At 62.8% G+C, this 16,172-nt stretch carries 17 protein-coding genes; 5 read left to right on the top strand and 12 right to left on the bottom strand.

All coding sequences use genetic code 11. The features are described 5' to 3' along the window. Window positions 1–3: 3 nt before the first annotated feature. Entirely contained in the window at window positions 4–462 is a 459-nt protein-coding gene (locus D0B32_RS31100; RefSeq protein ID WP_117338165.1) for a MaoC family dehydratase, read from the top strand. Then, window positions 459–923: a MaoC family dehydratase gene (locus tag D0B32_RS31095; protein ID WP_117338164.1), complete on the top strand. Its 465-nt coding sequence runs from the start codon at window positions 459–461 to the stop codon at window positions 921–923. The genes D0B32_RS31100 and D0B32_RS31095 overlap by 4 nt, the downstream gene beginning before the upstream one ends. 134 nt (window positions 924–1,057) lie before the next feature. Here D0B32_RS31095 and D0B32_RS31090 read toward each other — a convergent pair whose 3' ends face one another. Genes D0B32_RS31090 through D0B32_RS31070 form a run of 5 tightly spaced genes read right to left on the bottom strand, consistent with a single transcriptional unit; the run spans window position 1,058 to window position 6,550 of the window. Beyond that, window positions 1,058–2,317, bottom strand: a complete 1,260-nt coding sequence (locus D0B32_RS31090; protein WP_117338162.1) for an acyl-CoA dehydrogenase family protein — start codon at window positions 2,315–2,317, stop codon at window positions 1,058–1,060. 30 nt (window positions 2,318–2,347) lie between these two features. Further along, window positions 2,348–3,454 (bottom strand): phosphotransferase, encoded by a 1,107-nt coding sequence (locus tag D0B32_RS31085; RefSeq protein WP_117338161.1) that lies wholly within the window; start codon window positions 3,452–3,454, stop codon window positions 2,348–2,350. Window positions 3,455–3,477: 23 nt separating this feature from the next. Further along, on the bottom strand, window positions 3,478–4,197 hold the full coding sequence (locus D0B32_RS31080; RefSeq protein WP_117338160.1) for a histidine phosphatase family protein: 720 nt from the start codon (window positions 4,195–4,197) through the stop codon (window positions 3,478–3,480). Between the two features lie 11 nt (window positions 4,198–4,208). After that, window positions 4,209–4,997, bottom strand: a complete 789-nt coding sequence (locus D0B32_RS31075; protein WP_117338159.1) for an oxepin-CoA hydrolase, alternative type — start codon at window positions 4,995–4,997, stop codon at window positions 4,209–4,211. After that, complete coding sequence (locus D0B32_RS31070) at window positions 4,994–6,550, bottom strand: 3-hydroxyacyl-CoA dehydrogenase (RefSeq protein WP_117338158.1); 1,557 nt, start codon at window positions 6,548–6,550, stop codon at window positions 4,994–4,996. The genes D0B32_RS31075 and D0B32_RS31070 overlap by 4 nt, the downstream gene beginning before the upstream one ends. Before the next feature lie 126 nt (window positions 6,551–6,676). On the opposite strand from D0B32_RS31070, the gene D0B32_RS31065 reads away from it, so the two are divergent. Beyond that, window positions 6,677–7,324 carry a glutathione S-transferase family protein gene (locus D0B32_RS31065; RefSeq protein WP_117338157.1) on the top strand — a complete coding sequence of 216 codons (648 nt, stop codon included), beginning with the start codon at window positions 6,677–6,679 and terminating at the stop codon, window positions 7,322–7,324. An 85-nt stretch (window positions 7,325–7,409) separates the two neighbouring features. Here D0B32_RS31065 and D0B32_RS31060 read toward each other — a convergent pair whose 3' ends face one another. Next, window positions 7,410–8,582 carry a pyridoxal phosphate-dependent aminotransferase gene (locus D0B32_RS31060; protein WP_117338156.1) on the bottom strand — a complete coding sequence of 391 codons (1,173 nt, stop codon included), beginning with the start codon at window positions 8,580–8,582 and terminating at the stop codon, window positions 7,410–7,412. Between the two features lie 79 nt (window positions 8,583–8,661). Next, window positions 8,662–9,159, bottom strand: a complete 498-nt coding sequence (locus D0B32_RS31055; protein WP_117338155.1) for a putative toxin-antitoxin system toxin component, PIN family — start codon at window positions 9,157–9,159, stop codon at window positions 8,662–8,664. A gap of 56 nt (window positions 9,160–9,215) precedes the next feature. Between D0B32_RS31055 and yaaA the strand changes: the two genes are divergently transcribed. After that, complete coding sequence (yaaA, locus tag D0B32_RS31050; RefSeq protein ID WP_117338154.1) at window positions 9,216–9,998, top strand: peroxide stress protein YaaA; 783 nt, start codon at window positions 9,216–9,218, stop codon at window positions 9,996–9,998. A gap of 44 nt (window positions 9,999–10,042) precedes the next feature. Next, window positions 10,043–11,197, top strand: coding sequence for a M14-type cytosolic carboxypeptidase (locus D0B32_RS31045; protein WP_117338153.1), 1,155 nt, complete (start codon window positions 10,043–10,045; stop codon window positions 11,195–11,197). Between the two features lie 185 nt (window positions 11,198–11,382). On the opposite strand, the gene D0B32_RS31040 is transcribed toward D0B32_RS31045, so the two are convergent. From D0B32_RS31040 to D0B32_RS32810, 5 genes are all read right to left on the bottom strand, one after another. Then, window positions 11,383–12,015 (bottom strand): BspC domain-containing protein, encoded by a 633-nt coding sequence (locus D0B32_RS31040; RefSeq protein ID WP_117338152.1) that lies wholly within the window; start codon window positions 12,013–12,015, stop codon window positions 11,383–11,385. A gap of 294 nt (window positions 12,016–12,309) precedes the next feature. Then, window positions 12,310–12,984, bottom strand: a complete 675-nt coding sequence (locus D0B32_RS31035) for an energy-coupling factor ABC transporter permease (RefSeq protein WP_117338151.1) — start codon at window positions 12,982–12,984, stop codon at window positions 12,310–12,312. Window positions 12,985–13,077: 93 nt separating this feature from the next. Next, entirely contained in the window at window positions 13,078–13,941 is an 864-nt protein-coding gene (locus D0B32_RS31030; RefSeq protein ID WP_117338150.1) for a response regulator transcription factor, read from the bottom strand. A 396-nt stretch (window positions 13,942–14,337) separates the two neighbouring features. Continuing rightward, entirely contained in the window at window positions 14,338–15,552 is a 1,215-nt protein-coding gene (locus tag D0B32_RS31025; protein WP_117338149.1) for a DUF2863 family protein, read from the bottom strand. 428 nt (window positions 15,553–15,980) lie between these two features. Continuing rightward, window positions 15,981–16,172: hypothetical protein (locus D0B32_RS32810; RefSeq protein WP_220444987.1), on the bottom strand; the 192-nt coding region annotated here is incomplete at its 5' end.

Here is a 16,172-nt window from a genome sequence, read left to right as displayed (position 1 = left end):
ACGATGGGTTTGAGTTTCGAAGATATGGAAGTCGGCTCGGTCATCGAATGCGGCGAACATACGTTCACGCGTGAAGAGATCGTGCAGTTTGCCGGGCAATTCGATCCACAACCGTTCCACATCGACGACGCGGCGGCAGCCGCCTCGCCGTTCGGCGGGCTGATCGCGAGCGGCTGGCATACCTGTTCGGTGATGATGGGGATGCTGGTGCGTAACGCGTTCAAGGACTCGACGTCGATGGGTTCACCGGGCATCGACGAAATCCGCTGGTTGAAGCCTGTACGCGTGGGCGACACGATCCGCATGCTCAACAAGGTGCTCGACAAACGGGTGTCGTCGAGCAAACCGGATCGCGGCATTGTCGAGACGCAATGGGAAGGCATCAACCAGCACGGCGAGACAGTGATTACGGTGCGCTCGAAGGGCCTGTTCGGCTTGCGTCATCCAGGCGGTGCCGCATGAAGCGCGATGTGGTGGCGCTGGATGCCGAGGGCTTGCGGGCGCTGGTGGGCGGTGCGCCGCTCGTGAGCGACTGGCTCGCCATCAGCCAGTCGCGCGTGAATGACTTCGCGCAGGCCACGGGCGATCATCAATGGATTCATGTCGACCCGGAGCGGGCGCGGCGCGAGTCGCCGTTTGGCGGCCCGATCGCGCACGGCTTTCTGACGCTGTCGCTGATTCCTTCACTGTTGCAGGAGACGGTCAGGCTTCAGCAACGGATGGGTGTCAACTACGGACTGAACCGGGTTCGCTTCACTTCACCTGTGCCGGTTGATTCACAGGTACGCGCCAGCTTCGCGGTGGCAAGCGTGACCGATGTGGACGACAAAGGGGTGCAGGTGGTGTGGAACGTGACGCTGGAACGGCAGGGCAGTGAGCGGCCGGTCTGCGTGGCGGAATTCATCACGCGGCATTACTTCTAGTTTTAGCGCGACGCGCGTTCAGGCGCGTTTGTCCATGCGCTAACGAATGCGGGCGGCTTGGTGGCCGCCCGCATTTTCAATGCGCGCGCACGCTATGCATCAGCGTGCGCTTCCAAACCAACGCGCAGCTCACCTCACGACCGCGTGATCGGCATCTCCACCCGCGCCGCTGCACCCGCATCCATGTGACGCGCCAGTTCGAGCTTGGCGATCGCATTGCGGTGAACTTCATCAGGGCCATCGGCAAAGCGCAGCGTACGCGCTGACGTATAGGCATAAGCCAGCGGGAAATCTTCACTAAGCCCCGCCGCGCCATGTGCCTGAATGGCCCAGTCGATAACCTGGCACGCCATGTTCGGCGCCACCACCTTGATCATCGCAATCTCGCCACGCGCGCCCTTGTTGCCGACCGTATCCATCATGTACGCCGTTTTGAGCGTCAACAGGCGCGCCTGTTCGATCATGCAGCGCGCTTCGGCGAGGCGTTCCTGCGTGACGCCTTGCGCGGCCACCGGCTTGCCGAACGCCACGCGTTGCAGCGTGCGCTTCGCCATCAATTCGAGCGCGCGCTCGGCGAGTCCGATGAGCCGCATGCAGTGGTGAATGCGGCCCGGTCCAAGTCGACCTTGCGCAATCTCGAAACCGCGGCCTTCGCCCAGCAGCATGTTCGAAGCCGGCACGCGCACGTTGTCCAGCGTAATTTCCATGTGACCGTGCGGCGCGTCGTCGTAGCCGAACACGGTGAGCGGCCGGTGCACCGTGATACCGGTGGCGTCGGCGGGCACGAGGATCATGGATTGCTGCTGATGACGCGGCGCCTCGGGATCAGTCTTGCCCATCACGATGTACACCTTGCAGCGCGGATCGCCCGCACCGGATGACCACCACTTGTGGCCATTGATGACATAGTCGTCGCCGTCGCGCACGATGCTGGTCTGGATATTGGTGGCGTCCGACGACGCCACTTCAGGCTCCGTCATCAGAAACGCGGAACGAATCTGCCCCTGCAGCAGCGGCTCGAGCCACTCGCGCTTGTTCTCCGGGCTGCCATAGCGTTCGATCGTTTCCATGTTGCCGGTATCGGGCGCGTTGCAGTTGAACACCTCCGGCGCCCAGGGCACGCGTCCCATGATCTCGCACAACGGTGCGTATTCAAGGTTCGACAAACCCGCGCCGCGCTCGGAGTCGGGCAGGAACAGGTTCCATAAGCCGGCCTCGCGTGCCTGCAGCTTCAGTTGCTCGACCAGTTCAGTCGGCACCCAGGCGTTGCCGTTCTGACGGTTGCGCGCGACTTCGTCGGCGAAGGCTTGTTCGTTCGGATAGATGTGCGCGTCGAAGAACGCGAGCAACTTCTCGCGCAGCGCCTGAACCTTCGGGGTGTAATCGAAATTCATGTAGGACCTCGCGGATAACAGGGGTGTCGGTTAGCGCACTTTCTGCGCGTAGCGCCAGGCAAGTTCCGCCATCGGCTTTGCGCGCCGGCCCGCATCGAGCGCCTGGGCGCTTGCCGCGGTGCCGTCGACGACGCGTTTCATGATGCCTTGCAGAATCGCGGCAATGCGGAACATGTTGTAGGCCAGATAGAAGTTCCAGTCGCCGTGAATCTCGAAGCCGGTCCGGGCGCAATAGCGCTCCACGTACTGCGCCTCGTCCGGAATACCGAGCGCGGCCCAGTCGAGTCCCGCGATGCCGCGGAACTGCGCCGGATCGACGTGCCACGCCATGCAGTGATAGGCGAAGTCGGCGAGCGGATCGCCGAGTGTGGACAGTTCCCAGTCGAGCACGGCGAGCACGCGCGGTTCGTTTGGATGGAAGATCAGGTTGTCGAGACGGTAATCGCCATGCACGATGGAAACACGCTCGCTGGTTTCCGCCGGCATGTGCTGCGGCAGCCATTCGATCAGCCGGTGCATCGCGTCGATGGGCTCGGTTTCGGACGCAACGTATTGCTTGCTCCAGCGCCCGATTTGCCGCGCGAAGTAATTGCCCGGCTTGCCGTAGTCAGCGAGGCCAACTGCTGCCACATCCACGCTATGCAGCGCGGCGATCACGCGATTCATTTCGTCGTAGATGGCGGTGCGTTGCGCGGGTGTCATGCCGGGTAACGACTGGTCCCACAGCACGCGGCCTTCCACGAACTCCATCACGTAGAACGCGCGGCCCATCACGCTTTCGTCCTCGCAGAGTGCAAGCATCCGGGCGACTGGCACATCGGTCCCGGCGAGTGCATGCATCACGCGGTATTCGCGTTCCACGGCATGCGCGGACGGCAGCAATTTGGCGGAAGGACCAGGCTTCGCGCGCATCACATAGGTACGCGACGGCGTGATGAGCTTGAAGGTGGGGTTCGACTGGCCGCCAGCGAATTGCTCCACGGTGAGCGGACCAGCGAATCCCTCGACGTGCTGCGACAGCCACGCGCTGAGCGCGTCGTTGTCGAAACGTTGCCGCTCCGTTACCGGACGGGTGCCGACGAATCCCGAGTAATCCGGCTTGCGTTCAGGTTCACCAGTCGGGGTGGCTTCGCCCATTGTCTCCTCCAGGTCAGTGATGGCTATGCGTTGCGCTTGTATTGAGTAAATTGCGCGTAGAGCATTTCCATCGTGGTGTTGCGCACGTCGCGATGCAGCGGCGACGGCGGCGAATAATTGAGCGTTCTCAAGACCCAGTCGCGCGCCGCCGTGCCTACGTCCAGCGCATTGATGCAACCGGTTGCCTGCGACAGATGGCCGAAGAACGTGCGGCCGCCTGCCGTGATGGCATGCGAGAGGATGGCGCGGTTCACGCCACCGTGCAGCACGAGCAGGACGGTGTCCCACGTACTGTCTTCACGCAGCGCAGCCACGGCGGGCAGCACGCGGTCGAACAACGCGCCGATCGTTTCGCCATCGAGAAAACGCGTGCTTTCGGGCACGATGCCGTCGAACACGCCGAGAAACGCGGCTTCGAGATCGGCGGCTGGAATGCTGCCCAGTTTGCCGCCACGGATTTCCTGCAACGCCGGGTCGATTTCCAGTTCGATGTGCTGGCCCGTTTCGGCAAGCACGCGCTGCGCGGTCTCCACCGTACGCGGCAAGCCACTGACGATCACCCGGTCGAAACGAATCTGCTGCTCCGCGAACGCGCGGCCTGCGGCGCTCGCCTGTTCGCGGCCGTTGGCGTTGAGCGGCACGGTCTCGGGATCGATGGCGCGGCCGGAGGCATCGAAGTAAGTCACGTCACCGTGCCGCATCAGATAGATGCGCCGCCGCTTCGGCAATTGAAATTCAGGCATGACGGGTGAGCTCATTTGTAGACAGGGGCGCGTTTTTCGAGGAACGCGGTGATGCCTTCCAGCGCGTCACGGTGATGCAGCGAGGCGACAAAGTTGTCGCGTTCCGCAACCAGATGATCGGCGAGCGCCTGCGCATTGGCTGCGCCGATCAAGCTCTTGATACGGGCCGTGGCATTAGGCGAAATCTTGCCGAGTTCCTCGGCCCACGCAATCGCAGCGCTGCGTGCGGCATGCGGTTTCGTGAGCCGGTTGACTACGCCCAGTTCGTGCAGACGCGTGGCGCCGATCGGTTTGCCTTCCAGCAGCACCTCAGTGGCAAGCTGGCGCGGCAGCGCCTGGGCGAGGAACCATGAGCCGCCGCCATCCGGCGTGAGACCGACGCGCGCATAGGACATCACGAACCTGGCGTCGTCCGCAGCAACGAGCAGATCACAGGCCAGCGCTAACGAAAAGCCCGCGCCGGCGGCGGCGCCTTCGACCGCCGCAATGACCGGCTTCGACGAGGCGCGCAACGCGGCGATCCATTCGCCGAGCAGGTCGATGCTCTGCGCCTGCACGGAAGGATCTTTCGCGCGGTTCTCCAGCAGCCGGTTGAGATTGCCGCCGGCGCAAAAGAAATCGTCCGCGCCGGTCAACACGATGGCGCGAACCGATGGATCGCGCTCGGCGCTATCGAGCGCCTCGATTCCCGCCGCGTACATATCCGGATGCAGCGCGTTACGCGTGCCGGGATTGGAGAGCGTGAGGACCAGCGTCGATTCGCTTTCAGCGGGACGTGCGGTGAGGAGTTCGGCGCTCATGGCTGGTTCTCCGGTTGAGCATCAGCGGCATCGCGCTGGGTGAGCGAGAGGCCGAGTTGCGCACGCCGCGCAAGCCAGGGCGACGGACGATAACGCGGATCACCGAGCACGCTCGACATGTTGCGCAGGATCGCGAGGATGGTCTTCGCGCCTAGCGCGTCGCCGAGCGCGAGCGGGCCGCGCGGATAGCCGAGGCCCAGCGTGACGGCGAGATCGATATCTTCGGGCGTGGCGATCTGCTTCTGCGCAATCTCACAGCCAATGTTGACGATGGTCGCCACCACGCGCTGCGCCACGAAACCGGTTGAATCGCGGATCACGGTGACGGGGACGCCGTCGGCGGCGAGCAGCGCGTGCGCAGCGTCTCGGGCGGCGCGTGTGGTGGCAGGCGTGGTCATCAGCGTGCGGCGCTGTGCACCGACGAGCGGGAAGAGCGTATCGACTGCGACCACGCGAGTGGCGTCGAGCCCTTCGTCGACAGCCGCCGTGGTGGCGTCATGGCCATACGGCGTCACGATGATCAGCGAATCGGCGCCAGGCGTTGAGCCTTCGTCGATCGCCACGCCCGCTTTGGCGACGAGTTGCAGCACGGCCTCACGCGCTTCGGGATAGCGCTGGCTGATCCACACACGGTGCGGCAATCCGCTTGGTGCAGGCGCTTCGGCGGGCACCTGCTGCTTGCCCTCGTAGTAGCGATAAAAGCCTTCGCCGCTTTTACGTCCCAGTAAACCGCCTGCGAAACGTGTGCCGGTGATGGGCGAGGGCGTGAAGCGCGGCTCTTCATAGAACTGGTGATAGATCGACTCCATCACCGGATGCGAGACGTCGAGCGCAGTGAGATCGAGCAGTTCGAACGGACCGAGCCGGAAGCCGGCCTGTTCGCGCATGATGCGGTCGATGTCGACGAAGCTCGCCACGCCTTCGCCCGCCACGCGCAGACCCTCGGTGTTCATGCCGCGGCCCGCGTGATTGACGATGAAGCCAGGCATGTCTTTCGCGCGCACCGGCGTGTGGCCCATACGACGCGCGAGATCCATCAGCGCGTCACCGGCGGCCGGGTCGCTGCGCAGGCCGTCGATTACCTCGACGACTTTCATCAGCGGCACCGGGTTGAAGAAGTGATAGCCGAGCACGCGCGTGGGGTCCGCGCAGCCCGCGGCAATCGCGGTGATGGATAGAGAAGACGTGTTCGATGCCAGCAGGCAGCGGCCGCTGACGACGGTTTCGAGTTCACGGAACAGGGTGCGCTTGACGTCGAGATTCTCGACGATGGCTTCGATCACGAGATCGCACTCGACGAAATCCGTGAGCGCCTGTGCGCTGCTCACGCAAGCCAGCGCCGCGAACGCACGGGCTTCGTCGAGCTTGCCTTTGGCCGTGAGTTTGGCGAAAGTGTCCGCAAGCGCGTCACGTGCCGCACTCACGGCTGCCGGATTGGTGTCATACAGACGCACGCTCAGACCGGCCAGCGCTGCGATCTGCGCGATACCGCGGCCCATTGCGCCCGCGCCAACAATGCCGATAGTCTCGATGCTGCTGTTGCGAGAGGTCATTGGATGTCTCAACTCCATTGGTTATTTAGAATAGCACGAGCGTGCAATTTACTGGATGATTGATCTGAGGCGCCGCCTGCATCAATGGGGTGGGCGTTTTCGATAACCGTCCGAAGGAGATCGCGGATGATCAAGCTGTGCGGGTTTTCGCTGTCCAACTACTACAACAAGGTCAAGTTCGTGCTGCTCGAATACGGCATCCCGTTCGAGGAAGTGCCGGTCCAGACCAGCCAGGAAGAGGCCATGCTCGCGCAATCGCCGCTCGGCAAGGTGCCCTTCATCCAGACCGAGCACGGCAATCTGTGCGAGTCGCAGGCCATCGTCGAGTATCTGCACGCGCGCTATCCAGATAAGGGGATTTTCTCGGCTGATCCGTGGGAGGCCGCAAAGGAGCGCGAAATGATCGCGTTCGTCGAGCTGCATCTCGAACTGGTGGCACGCAATCTCTACAAGGAAGCGTTCTTCGGTGGCAAGGTCACGGATGCCACCAAGGGGCGTGCCGAGAAGCTGCTGACGCGCCACATTGCCGGCTTCAAGCGGCTGGCGAAACTGGACCCGTATCTGTGCGGCGGCAGTTTTTCCGTGGCAGATGCGAGCGGTTTTGTGAATCTGCCGTTGGTGGGATTGACGACCCAGATCGTCTACGGGCACGACTTCCTGCTCGAAGCGGGCGTGGACTGGAAGCGTTATCTGAAGACCGTTGGCGAACGGCCGGCGGCGCAGCGCGTTACGGCGGATCGCAAGGCCTATATGGCGGCCAGCAAACCCGCTTGAGGCGTGTGCCGCGATTCCGCACGCGGCCGCTCGACGCGATGGCGAAGAACGTGATGGGTTCGTTCGCTGCATCGCGCGTTTCATCCTAGAGACGCGCCAGCCGCTCTAGCGCAGTGGCGAGCGTGCTCTCGCGCTTGGCGAAGCAGAAGCGCACCACGCCCGACTCGTGCGGCTCGTGATAAAACGCCGACACCGGAATGGCCGCCACGCCGATCTCGCGCGTCAGCCATTGCGCAAAGTCCGCCTCGGGCAGATCACTGATGGCCGAATAGTCGACGCACTGGAAGTACGTGCCGGTGCAGGGCAGCAACTTGAAGCGGCTATTGGCGAGACCCGCGCGGAAGAAGTCACGCTTCTTCTGATAGAACGCGGGCAGCTCCAGATACGGCTTGGGATCGCGCATGTAGTCGGCAAGGCCGATCTGCATGGGCGTGTTCACCGTGAACACGTTGAACTGATGCACCTTGCGGAATTCCGCTGTGAGTGCAGCGGGAGCCGCGACGTAGCCCACCTTCCAGCCCGTCACGTGATAGGTCTTGCCGAAGCTCGACACCACGAAGCTGCGCCCGGCCAACTCCGGGTAGCGCGAAACGCTTTCGTGTGGCGCGCCGTCGTACACCATGTGTTCGTACACTTCGTCCGACAGGATCAGCACGTTGGTGCCGCGCACGATTGCTTCGAGCTTGCGCATGTCTTCGGCGCGCCAGACCGTGCCGGTCGGGTTGTGCGGCGTGTTGATCAGCAGCAGACGCGTTTTGGGCGTGATCGCGGCGGCGAGCTTGTCGAACGGGATCGCGTAGTCGGGCGCCTCGAGCGTGACGAATACCGGCTTGCCGCCCGCCAGTTCGATGGACGGCAGATAGCTGTCGTAGGTCGGCTCGACCACGATCACTTCATCGCCGGGATGCACCGCGCACAGGATCGCCGTCAGCAGCGCCTGGGTCGCGCCCGCCGTGACGGTGATCTCGCTGGCCGCATCGTAGCGGCGTCCATACAGCGCGGCGAGCTTGTCTGAAATGGCTTCGCGCAGCGGCGCGGCACCGGCCATGGGCGGGTACTGGTTGTGCCCCTCGCGCATGGCCTTGGCCACCGCGTCCACGATGCGCGGATCGCATTCGAAGTCCGGAAAACCCTGGCCAAGGTTCACGGCCCCCTTTTCCGCCGCGAGCGCGCTCATCACGGTAAAGATCGTGGTGCCGACGTTCGGCAGACGGGACGGAAACGACGGGGTCACAGGCTTGTCGTGCGGTGCATTCATGGCGCGGTCGGGTACGGGTTCGGTGGCCGTCGTGGCGGGCTGAGTGTCGATTGTAGGGAATTGACGCGTGACGTGGGCGTCACGCCGGCGCTGGCTCGCCGGACGCGTGGGCCTCCAGTGCGCAGGCGTTCACGAACGGCGCCGGCTGGGCAATCTGAAAACCGAAATCGCGGGCCACGCGGCGCGCCAGTTTCAGCACCGCGCGATCCTTCGATACCAGCCAGTCCGCGTGCGCCGCATGCGCCAGTTCGAGGAACTTCTGGTCGTCGCGGTCTTTGCACTTCGGCAAGGGCTTGGCCTCTTCCGTTGCCGCGGGTTCGATCTCGACAAATTGCGTGAGACGCGTGAGCGTCGCCAGCACAGCGGTCTTGTCGATGGCGCGCCTGGCAAACTGCGGATAGTCGAGCACGTAGGTCAGTTCGGCAAGACAGCGGGCGTCGATCAGCGCTGCAAGCGCACCGCTTTCGAGCGCGGCAAGAATGGGCCGCGTGTGCGGATCGTCGAACACGAGGATGTCGATCCACACATTCGAATCGAGCACGACGCGCAGCGGGGGTGCGACAGGGGAGGCGGGCATTCGTTACAATCTGGCTTTCGTCATTAATGCCAGGCACGGCGTGCCTGCGAGCCTCTATGATAATCGTTCTGTCGCCGGCGAAATCGCTCGACTACGAAACCCCTCCGCACGTCAAGAAGCACACGCTCCCCGATTTCGTCGACGATGCCGCTGAATTGATCGGCGGCCTGCGTCGCCTGTCGCCCCAGCAGATCGCCACGCTGATGAGCATTTCCGATCCGCTCGCGCAGCTGAATTTCCAGCGTTATGCCGAGTGGTCGCCCGAATTCGGCACGCACAATGCCAAACAGGCCGTGCTCGCCTTCAATGGCGACGTGTACGAAGGACTCGACGCAAAGACGCTGTCCTCGGCCGATCTCGACTACGCGCAGAAACACGTGCGCGTGCTCTCGGGACTCTACGGGCTGCTGCGGCCGCTCGATCTGCTGCAACCGTACCGGCTCGAAATGAAAACGCGCTTTGCGAACGCGCGGGGCAAGGATCTGTACGCGTTCTGGGGCGAGCGCATTACCCACGCCCTGAATGCCCAGTTGAAGAAGAACGCGGGCGCGTCGCGCGTACTGGTGAATTGCGCGTCGGGCGAGTACTTCAAGTCGGTCAAGCCGAAGCTGCTCGACGCTCCGGTCATCACGCCGGTTTTCGAAGACTGGAAAGACGGCCGCTACAAGGTGATCAGTTTCCATGCGAAGCGTGCGCGTGGGCTGATGGCACGCTATGCGGTCGAGAACCGCCTTGATGCACCGGAAGCCCTGCGAGGCTTCGATGCTGAAGGTTATGCATTCGAGGCCGCGGCTTCGAATGATTCGACGTACGTATTTCGTCGCCGCGTCGCGGACTGACGCGGCGCACGCGGCAACTGGTATGGGATGCCCGGAAAATCATCATGACACTTTCGATTACGAGTAACTTCGACGCTGGTGCGATTGAAGTCGTGTCCTGCGAGCAGGCCGACAACATCCGTCTGCGTGTACGGCGCGACAGTCAGGCCGATTTCGCCCAATGGTTCTACTTTCGCCTCTCGGGCGCGGCAGGCGAGCGTTGCGTAATGACCTTCGAAAACGCCGCCGAGTGCGCGTTTGCCGAGGGCTGGCGTGACTATCAGGCGGCCGCGAGCTACGACCGCGTCAACTGGTTCCGCGTGCCGACTTCGTACGACGGCCGGGTGATGACGATCGACCATACGCCCGACTTCGACCGCATTTACTACGCGTACTTCGAGCCGTACGGCGAAGAGCGTCACTCGGAGTTTCTGGGCGCGGTCCAGCAAATGCCGCAGGCGACGCTCACCGAATTGGGGCAGACCGTCGAAGGGCGGCCCATGTCGTTGCTCACGCTCGGTACGCCGCAAGTGGGCGATACGCCGAAAAAGAAAATCTGGATCATCGCGCGCCAGCATCCGGGCGAGACGATGGCCGAATGGTTTGTCGAAGGCATGGTGAAGCGGCTGGCCGGTTGGGGCGATTGGGCCGGCGATCCGGTGGCGCGCAAGCTCTACGATCACGCGGTGTTTTACATCGTGCCGAACATGAACCCCGATGGCAGCGTGCACGGCAATCTGCGCACCAACGCGGCGGGCGCGAACCTGAATCGCGAATGGATGGCGCCGGACGCCGCGCGCAGCCCGGAAGTGCTGGTGGTTCGTGATGCCATTCACGCCACCGGCTGCGATCTGTTTTTCGATATCCACGGCGACGAGGCGCTGCCATATGTATTCGTGGCGGGCTCGGAGATGCTGCCGGGTTTCACTGAGCGGCAGGGGCAGGAGCAAAAGGCCTTTATCGAGGCGTTCAAGCACGCGAGTCCAGACTTCCAGGACAAGTATGGCTACGCGGCGAGCAAGTATCGTGAGGATGCGTTGAAGCTCGCGTCGAAGTACATCGGCAATGAATTCGGCTGTCTTTCGTTGACGCTGGAGATGCCGTTCAAGGACAACGCCAATCTGCCGGATGAGCGGGTGGGCTGGAATGGCGAGCGCAGCGCGTCGCTCGGCGCGGCCATGTTGCAGGCTATTCTCCGGCACGTCGAGACGTTTGCCTGAGGTTGCTTGACGTTGCTTGAGGCGTTTGCTGAGGTCTGCTCGGAGCGAGCTTGAGCAGCCGTAGCAGGTGCTGCAATGAAAAAGAGGCACACGTTGATTGCGTGTGCCTCTTTTTTTCTGCTTCGTCTTGAGCTTCAGTGTCGACGCTGAACGGGCTCGCGAGACGTGAGCACTTCAATCGCGTTTCATGCTTTCTTTTTAGCCGAGGTTTTCTTGCTGCTCGACTTGGCGGAAGACGACTTGCTGGAGGTTGCCTTCTTCGAGCTTTTGCCAGACGATTTCTTCGTCGACGACTTCGTGCTGCCCGAGTGTTTGCCTTTGGCGCCTTTGTGCTTGCCAGGCGCTGGCGCGGCATGCGCTTTGGCGGGCGGCACCGGATCGTTCCAGCTAAACGCGAGCATCTGGGTGCCCACGTAGCCGCAGCGGAATTTCAGGTCAGCGGGATCGTCGCTGCTGTTCTGGCGTACGCCAAGTCCTTCGACGGTCACGATGTTATCGACCTTGACGCGCTGCTTGCCTTCGTCGAATGAATCGTTCCACGGCGTGACAGACGAATGCGCGGTATCGAAAGAGCTGGGGGGAAACTCGACGTGATCGAACGCGGTCGAGGTGCTCGCGACGAAATCGCCATGAGCCGCGCAGTCCGCGACGAGCGGATCGGCGTGCAGCTCATTGACGAATTTATCGACGAGTTGATTGTGCTGGTCGAGCTGATCGGCGAAAGCGGTAGCGGCAAACATGAGCGAGAGACTCGCTGCACATGCCGTTAACCGGCCGACCACCCGCAGCAATCGGCGCGGTTCGTTGGTGCGATCCATCTAGTTCGGTAGGCGCTATTGAGACATCAGGCACGTAAGATGCCTGACGACAGGTTGGAGTTCAATCCTGACACAAATATTTTGCCTTGTCGTGAGTAGCGATCTCGCTGCACGAATACACCGTAGCGACGCATGGTCACTTGTGGTTACTGCGGAGTGCACTTACCTGCTGCACAGAAAGAGACAAAGCGATGAGAGAGGGCTCGTCGCGAAGTGTGCTTCGGTGTGCTGCAGTGAGCTTCAGTGAGCTCAATTCTATGAGCAGGATAAACAAGCGGACTTCAGTGCGCGGAGCTAGATGCGTGGACCGCCCAGGCGGTAGCGTCGCACGTCGTAGGTCGTTACCCATGCAGGGCGATACACAGCGATCAGTGCGGTAGACATGCCGGTGAACCAGGCTTCGCCCGTTGCGAGCAGGAAGACACTGAACGCGTAGCCGGCAGGTATGACGGTGATCGAGCCGCCCGCGATGGCGACGTGCGTGCCGAGCGCGGCGGCTGCCGTCAGGGCGACGGCGATAGCCGGTGACACGAACCCCTGACCGAAGATGAACATGAACAGGTTGCGTGGCAGCCATGCAACGCAGGCGCGCTGCAGCAGCGCAGAAATGCCGACCGGCAATGCACCGTAGATGAGGAAGGTGAGCGCGATACCCTGCCAGGGTGCGTCGAAGACGACCGCGGCAAGACCGGTTACTGCTGCCATGGCAACCAGTGCCAGCGCCCAGTCGAACAACGTAACGACGAGTGTCGCGCCGAGCAGATGCATCACGGTGCCGTCGTCGAGCCAGGCGTTGCTGGCCCATAGCACCGAGACGGCGACGATGATGGCCAGCCAGACATGCTGGAGGGTGGCATCCTGCAGGCGCTTGAATGGGTTTTTCCACAACGCGAGCGCGAGCAGCAGCGCGGCGGCGATCCAGCCACCGACGGCGACCCAAAACGGAAGCGGTGTATAGAGAAAACCCATAGATCTCATATTACTCGTTGAACGAAAAAAAGGTGCGAGCGGATTCCATGCCAACGGCCGGGTCGACGCCACTGGCGGGCGCGGCGGCGTGTCTCAACCCGGCTCGTCAGGGCCCGGCTCGCCGAAAGAGGCCGTGGGTTCGGCGGCCATAGGCTGGGTGTCGGCACTGTCGTTGGCGGGCAACGCATATTTGAACGAAGGCGCGGGCCGGCGGCGCAACGGGACGACGCCTGGCTGTCCCATCACGGGGCGCGGGGCGCTTTCCTGATCGCTGCGCAGCACTTCGAGCTGGGCCGACAGCCAGCCGTTGTAGAGCGCCACCGCCGCGGCCCGATTGGGCGCTCCCAACTGCTGGAATATGCTGGCCAGATGAATCTTGACAGTGCCCTCGCTGATGCCGAGCGTGCGCGCGATCATCTTGTTGGTGCTGCCCATGTGCACGCAGCGCATGATCTGCTCCTGGCGCGGCGACAGGCCGTTGGCGAGCCGCGGACGCCGCGGCGGCGGCTTGACCGTCTCGATGTCCTGCGGCGTGGGATCCAGCACCGGCGCCGGTGCCGGCGGCAGCGTGAGGGCGAGGGCGCCCGCCGGCACGTAGTGACCGCCGAGCAGCACGATTTCGAGTGCGCGCACGATCTGGCGCGGGTCAGTACTGCGCTGGATGACGCCAAGCACACCTTTGTCGAGCAAACCGCGCACGAACCTGGGCGAGGTGTCGTCGCTCAGGACGGCGATCCGCAGGCTCGGGTCGCCTTCCAGCAGCCGGCGTACCTCCCTGGCAGACATCCAGTCCTGCCAGTCGATGGCCAGCAGGTCGGGTTGCTGACGCCGTAGCGAGCGGGTGACCTGACGCCAGTCTTGTGCTTCGTTGAATCGCGCCATGCGGTCGATTTGCCGCAACAGTGCTTTGAGCCCGTCGCGTCGTTCCGCGTCCGAGTTGAGAACCGAGAATCGCATGCCATGCCTCCAGATGAATCGGTCGTGGTGGCGCGATGCCGAGGGCCGTTAATCGACCCGGTCGCATTGCGATGCGCCACCGGCGTCATGATGACAAATTCCTTGCGTCATGACGGCCTGGCCGGATGGCATAGGATGAAAGACACACGCGGGTGCCGTCGGCTTGATCAGTGAGTTTTTGATCTGCGACAGAGGAGGGCTCAACGGTGAGTCGTGACTGTTGCTGAAGTGTGCATGGCGCGGGGTTAGTCGATGCCTGTCCTGAAAAAATAACGGCCCGACCAGCGTGAGCCGGTCGGGCCGATTGATGTTTGTTGCAGTGGGTTTTGACGTATTCCGATGCCTTGTTTGCCGGTTCAGTAATTGGACCGGCGAACGGAGCGGAGGGGATACGACCTAGTGGAAGTGAGGCTGCGCGGGCTCCGCATCTTCCGGCATCTCCGCATGCACGATCTCGCCGAGCGGGTCCGCATAGAGCGGGACGCCGCAGTCGTCGCAGTATTCCGGCTCGAAGCGTCCGGCGTGGCGGCGGATGTCGGTCACCCCGGTTTCCTTCAGTAGCGCGACGATCTCCTCGAGCGGGCCGCTGGATGCCGAGGCTTCCGGCGGCTCTTCGTCAATGCCCGATTCGCCGTTTTCACGGCCGTAGAGTGGCCACACGACGCCGTAGATCACGTCGTTGCTGCCGCGCTTCGTAAAGCCGACGCGATATTCGTCAATGCGCCGCTCGCCAAATCCCGCGACGACAGCCCGCAAATCCGACGGCGCGGCACTGATCGTGTCGAACAGGTAGCGCACGGCGGTGCGTACGGTGTGTGGACGCACGCGTTCGTCGGCGTCCCGGCAGGCGGAGTAATAGGCGTCCGGCAGCAGGCACTCGAATTCGCAACCAGGCAACGCCAGCGACAAATTGGCGCCCCCCTGCGTTGCCCACTGTTCGAGGCACTGACCGCGCTCGATGCGATTGCCGTGCTCCTCCTCCTGCCAGCGGAACGTCGCTTCGCCAACCGGCGCGGCGACCACGGCCAGCAGGAAGCGCGGGTCGGCCAGAATCGGCGAGGTCTCCGGCAATTCGCCGAAATTGATTTTCGCGCTGCCGCCGCTCAGTGCGGCCTGTGTGAGCTGTTGCGCGATACGCCAGGTTTCGACGTGATGGCGTGGCAACTGGTCGATGCTGTAGAGGAACGGTGCCATCGCCACGCGTGTGCCGGCAGCAAGCACGTGGGCCTGCAGATGGGCGCGCAGGGCGTCGGCAGCGTCGCTCTTGAGCGGGCCGGACGGAATCGCATAGCGGGTCCATGCGAGCACGGGCGCGGCAATCAGCAATGCTTCATAAGGAACGCCTTCGTGTTCGATCACGAACGACTCACTGTGCGTTTCCGCCATGTCAGCGAGCGCGCCGTAGGCATCCGGGTGGTTTTGCTGCAGATGATCGAGCGCGGCGTCCAGCGTAGTCTGGTTGGCGTTGCGGACGATCTTGGCCAGCAGCGCATCGAGCTTCGCTTCCCAGAAGCGGTCCTCGGTGCGGCTGCCGGACGCGAATAGCGCGAGCGAGAGACCGACAAGCTTGTCGGCGTCGGGGGGAAGGCGTTTGGCGATTCGCGAGCGCATAAATCCAGAAATGGGGTGCACAGAACCGCATATTCTAGTCTTTTCTGGCCTGTCACATCATTTGTGCTGCATGGCTGTTCGGCTAGCTGGCGAACGAGCGTGACGTATGCGCGTAGACGGTGCGGGTACTGCCCGTTTGATATCGACGTGGGGTTTGCGACCAATAGGTTTTGAAGTGGATCGCGGCGACTTACTTTATGAGCTGAGTTGCGTCACCGTTGCTCCGACGACTGCGCGTTTGAAGGGTGGTTGAACGGGCTTGCCCGGCGGGTCTTATGTAGTGGAAAACGCCGCTTGAAAATATATTCCGATAACGCTTGCGCAGCGCTTGCCGGCTCGCTAGAATCTCGGTCTTTCGCGCTTCGGGCAACCGGGCGCGGGAGGCGGGAGAGCCAGCAGTGGCAAGGCTTGCAGCGGATCGGGCGGGTTCAGGAAGTTAAAAAAACCTGTTGACGATCAAGCGGAAGTTCTTCATAATCTCGTTTCTCTGCTGCTGATGCAGCGACGCAGAACGAAGCGGTGCCGGGTGGTGAAGTTGGCGCGGTTTCGGTGGTGAATGCGGATCGATCTTTAAAAATTAACAGCCGATAAGTGTGGGCGCTTGATGCGCGACGCGGTCG

The organism is Paraburkholderia sp. DHOC27 (assembly GCF_003429005.1).
GTDB lineage: Bacteria > Pseudomonadota > Gammaproteobacteria > Burkholderiales > Burkholderiaceae > Paraburkholderia.
This window is presented reverse-complemented; position numbering and strand designations above follow the sequence as displayed.

Bases quoted from the DNA above. Each gene is read 5' to 3' on its own strand.
- D0B32_RS31035 (WP_117338151.1), bottom strand. From the start codon at position 12,984: ATGGGTTTTCTCTATACACCGCTTCCGTTTTGGGTCGCCGTCGGTGGC.
- D0B32_RS31075 (WP_117338159.1), bottom strand. From the start codon at position 4,997: ATGAGCGCCGAACTCCTCACCGCACGTCCCGCTGAAAGCGAATCGACG.
- yaaA (WP_117338154.1), top strand. From the start codon at position 9,216: ATGATAATCGTTCTGTCGCCGGCGAAATCGCTCGACTACGAAACCCCT.
- D0B32_RS31045 (WP_117338153.1), top strand. From the start codon at position 10,043: ATGACACTTTCGATTACGAGTAACTTCGACGCTGGTGCGATTGAAGTC.
- D0B32_RS31060 (WP_117338156.1), bottom strand. From the start codon at position 8,582: ATGAATGCACCGCACGACAAGCCTGTGACCCCGTCGTTTCCGTCCCGT.
- D0B32_RS31100 (WP_117338165.1), top strand. From the start codon at position 4: ATGGGTTTGAGTTTCGAAGATATGGAAGTCGGCTCGGTCATCGAATGC.
- D0B32_RS31030 (WP_117338150.1), bottom strand. From the start codon at position 13,941: ATGCGATTCTCGGTTCTCAACTCGGACGCGGAACGACGCGACGGGCTC.
- D0B32_RS31080 (WP_117338160.1), bottom strand. From the start codon at position 4,197: ATGCCTGAATTTCAATTGCCGAAGCGGCGGCGCATCTATCTGATGCGG.
- D0B32_RS31040 (WP_117338152.1), bottom strand. From the start codon at position 12,015: ATGGATCGCACCAACGAACCGCGCCGATTGCTGCGGGTGGTCGGCCGG.
- D0B32_RS31090 (WP_117338162.1), bottom strand. From the start codon at position 2,317: ATGAATTTCGATTACACCCCGAAGGTTCAGGCGCTGCGCGAGAAGTTG.
- D0B32_RS31085 (WP_117338161.1), bottom strand. From the start codon at position 3,454: ATGGGCGAAGCCACCCCGACTGGTGAACCTGAACGCAAGCCGGATTAC.
- D0B32_RS31095 (WP_117338164.1), top strand. From the start codon at position 459: ATGAAGCGCGATGTGGTGGCGCTGGATGCCGAGGGCTTGCGGGCGCTG.
- D0B32_RS31070 (WP_117338158.1), bottom strand. From the start codon at position 6,550: ATGACCTCTCGCAACAGCAGCATCGAGACTATCGGCATTGTTGGCGCG.
- D0B32_RS31065 (WP_117338157.1), top strand. From the start codon at position 6,677: ATGATCAAGCTGTGCGGGTTTTCGCTGTCCAACTACTACAACAAGGTC.
- D0B32_RS31025 (WP_117338149.1), bottom strand. From the start codon at position 15,552: ATGCGCTCGCGAATCGCCAAACGCCTTCCCCCCGACGCCGACAAGCTT.
- D0B32_RS31055 (WP_117338155.1), bottom strand. From the start codon at position 9,159: ATGCCCGCCTCCCCTGTCGCACCCCCGCTGCGCGTCGTGCTCGATTCG.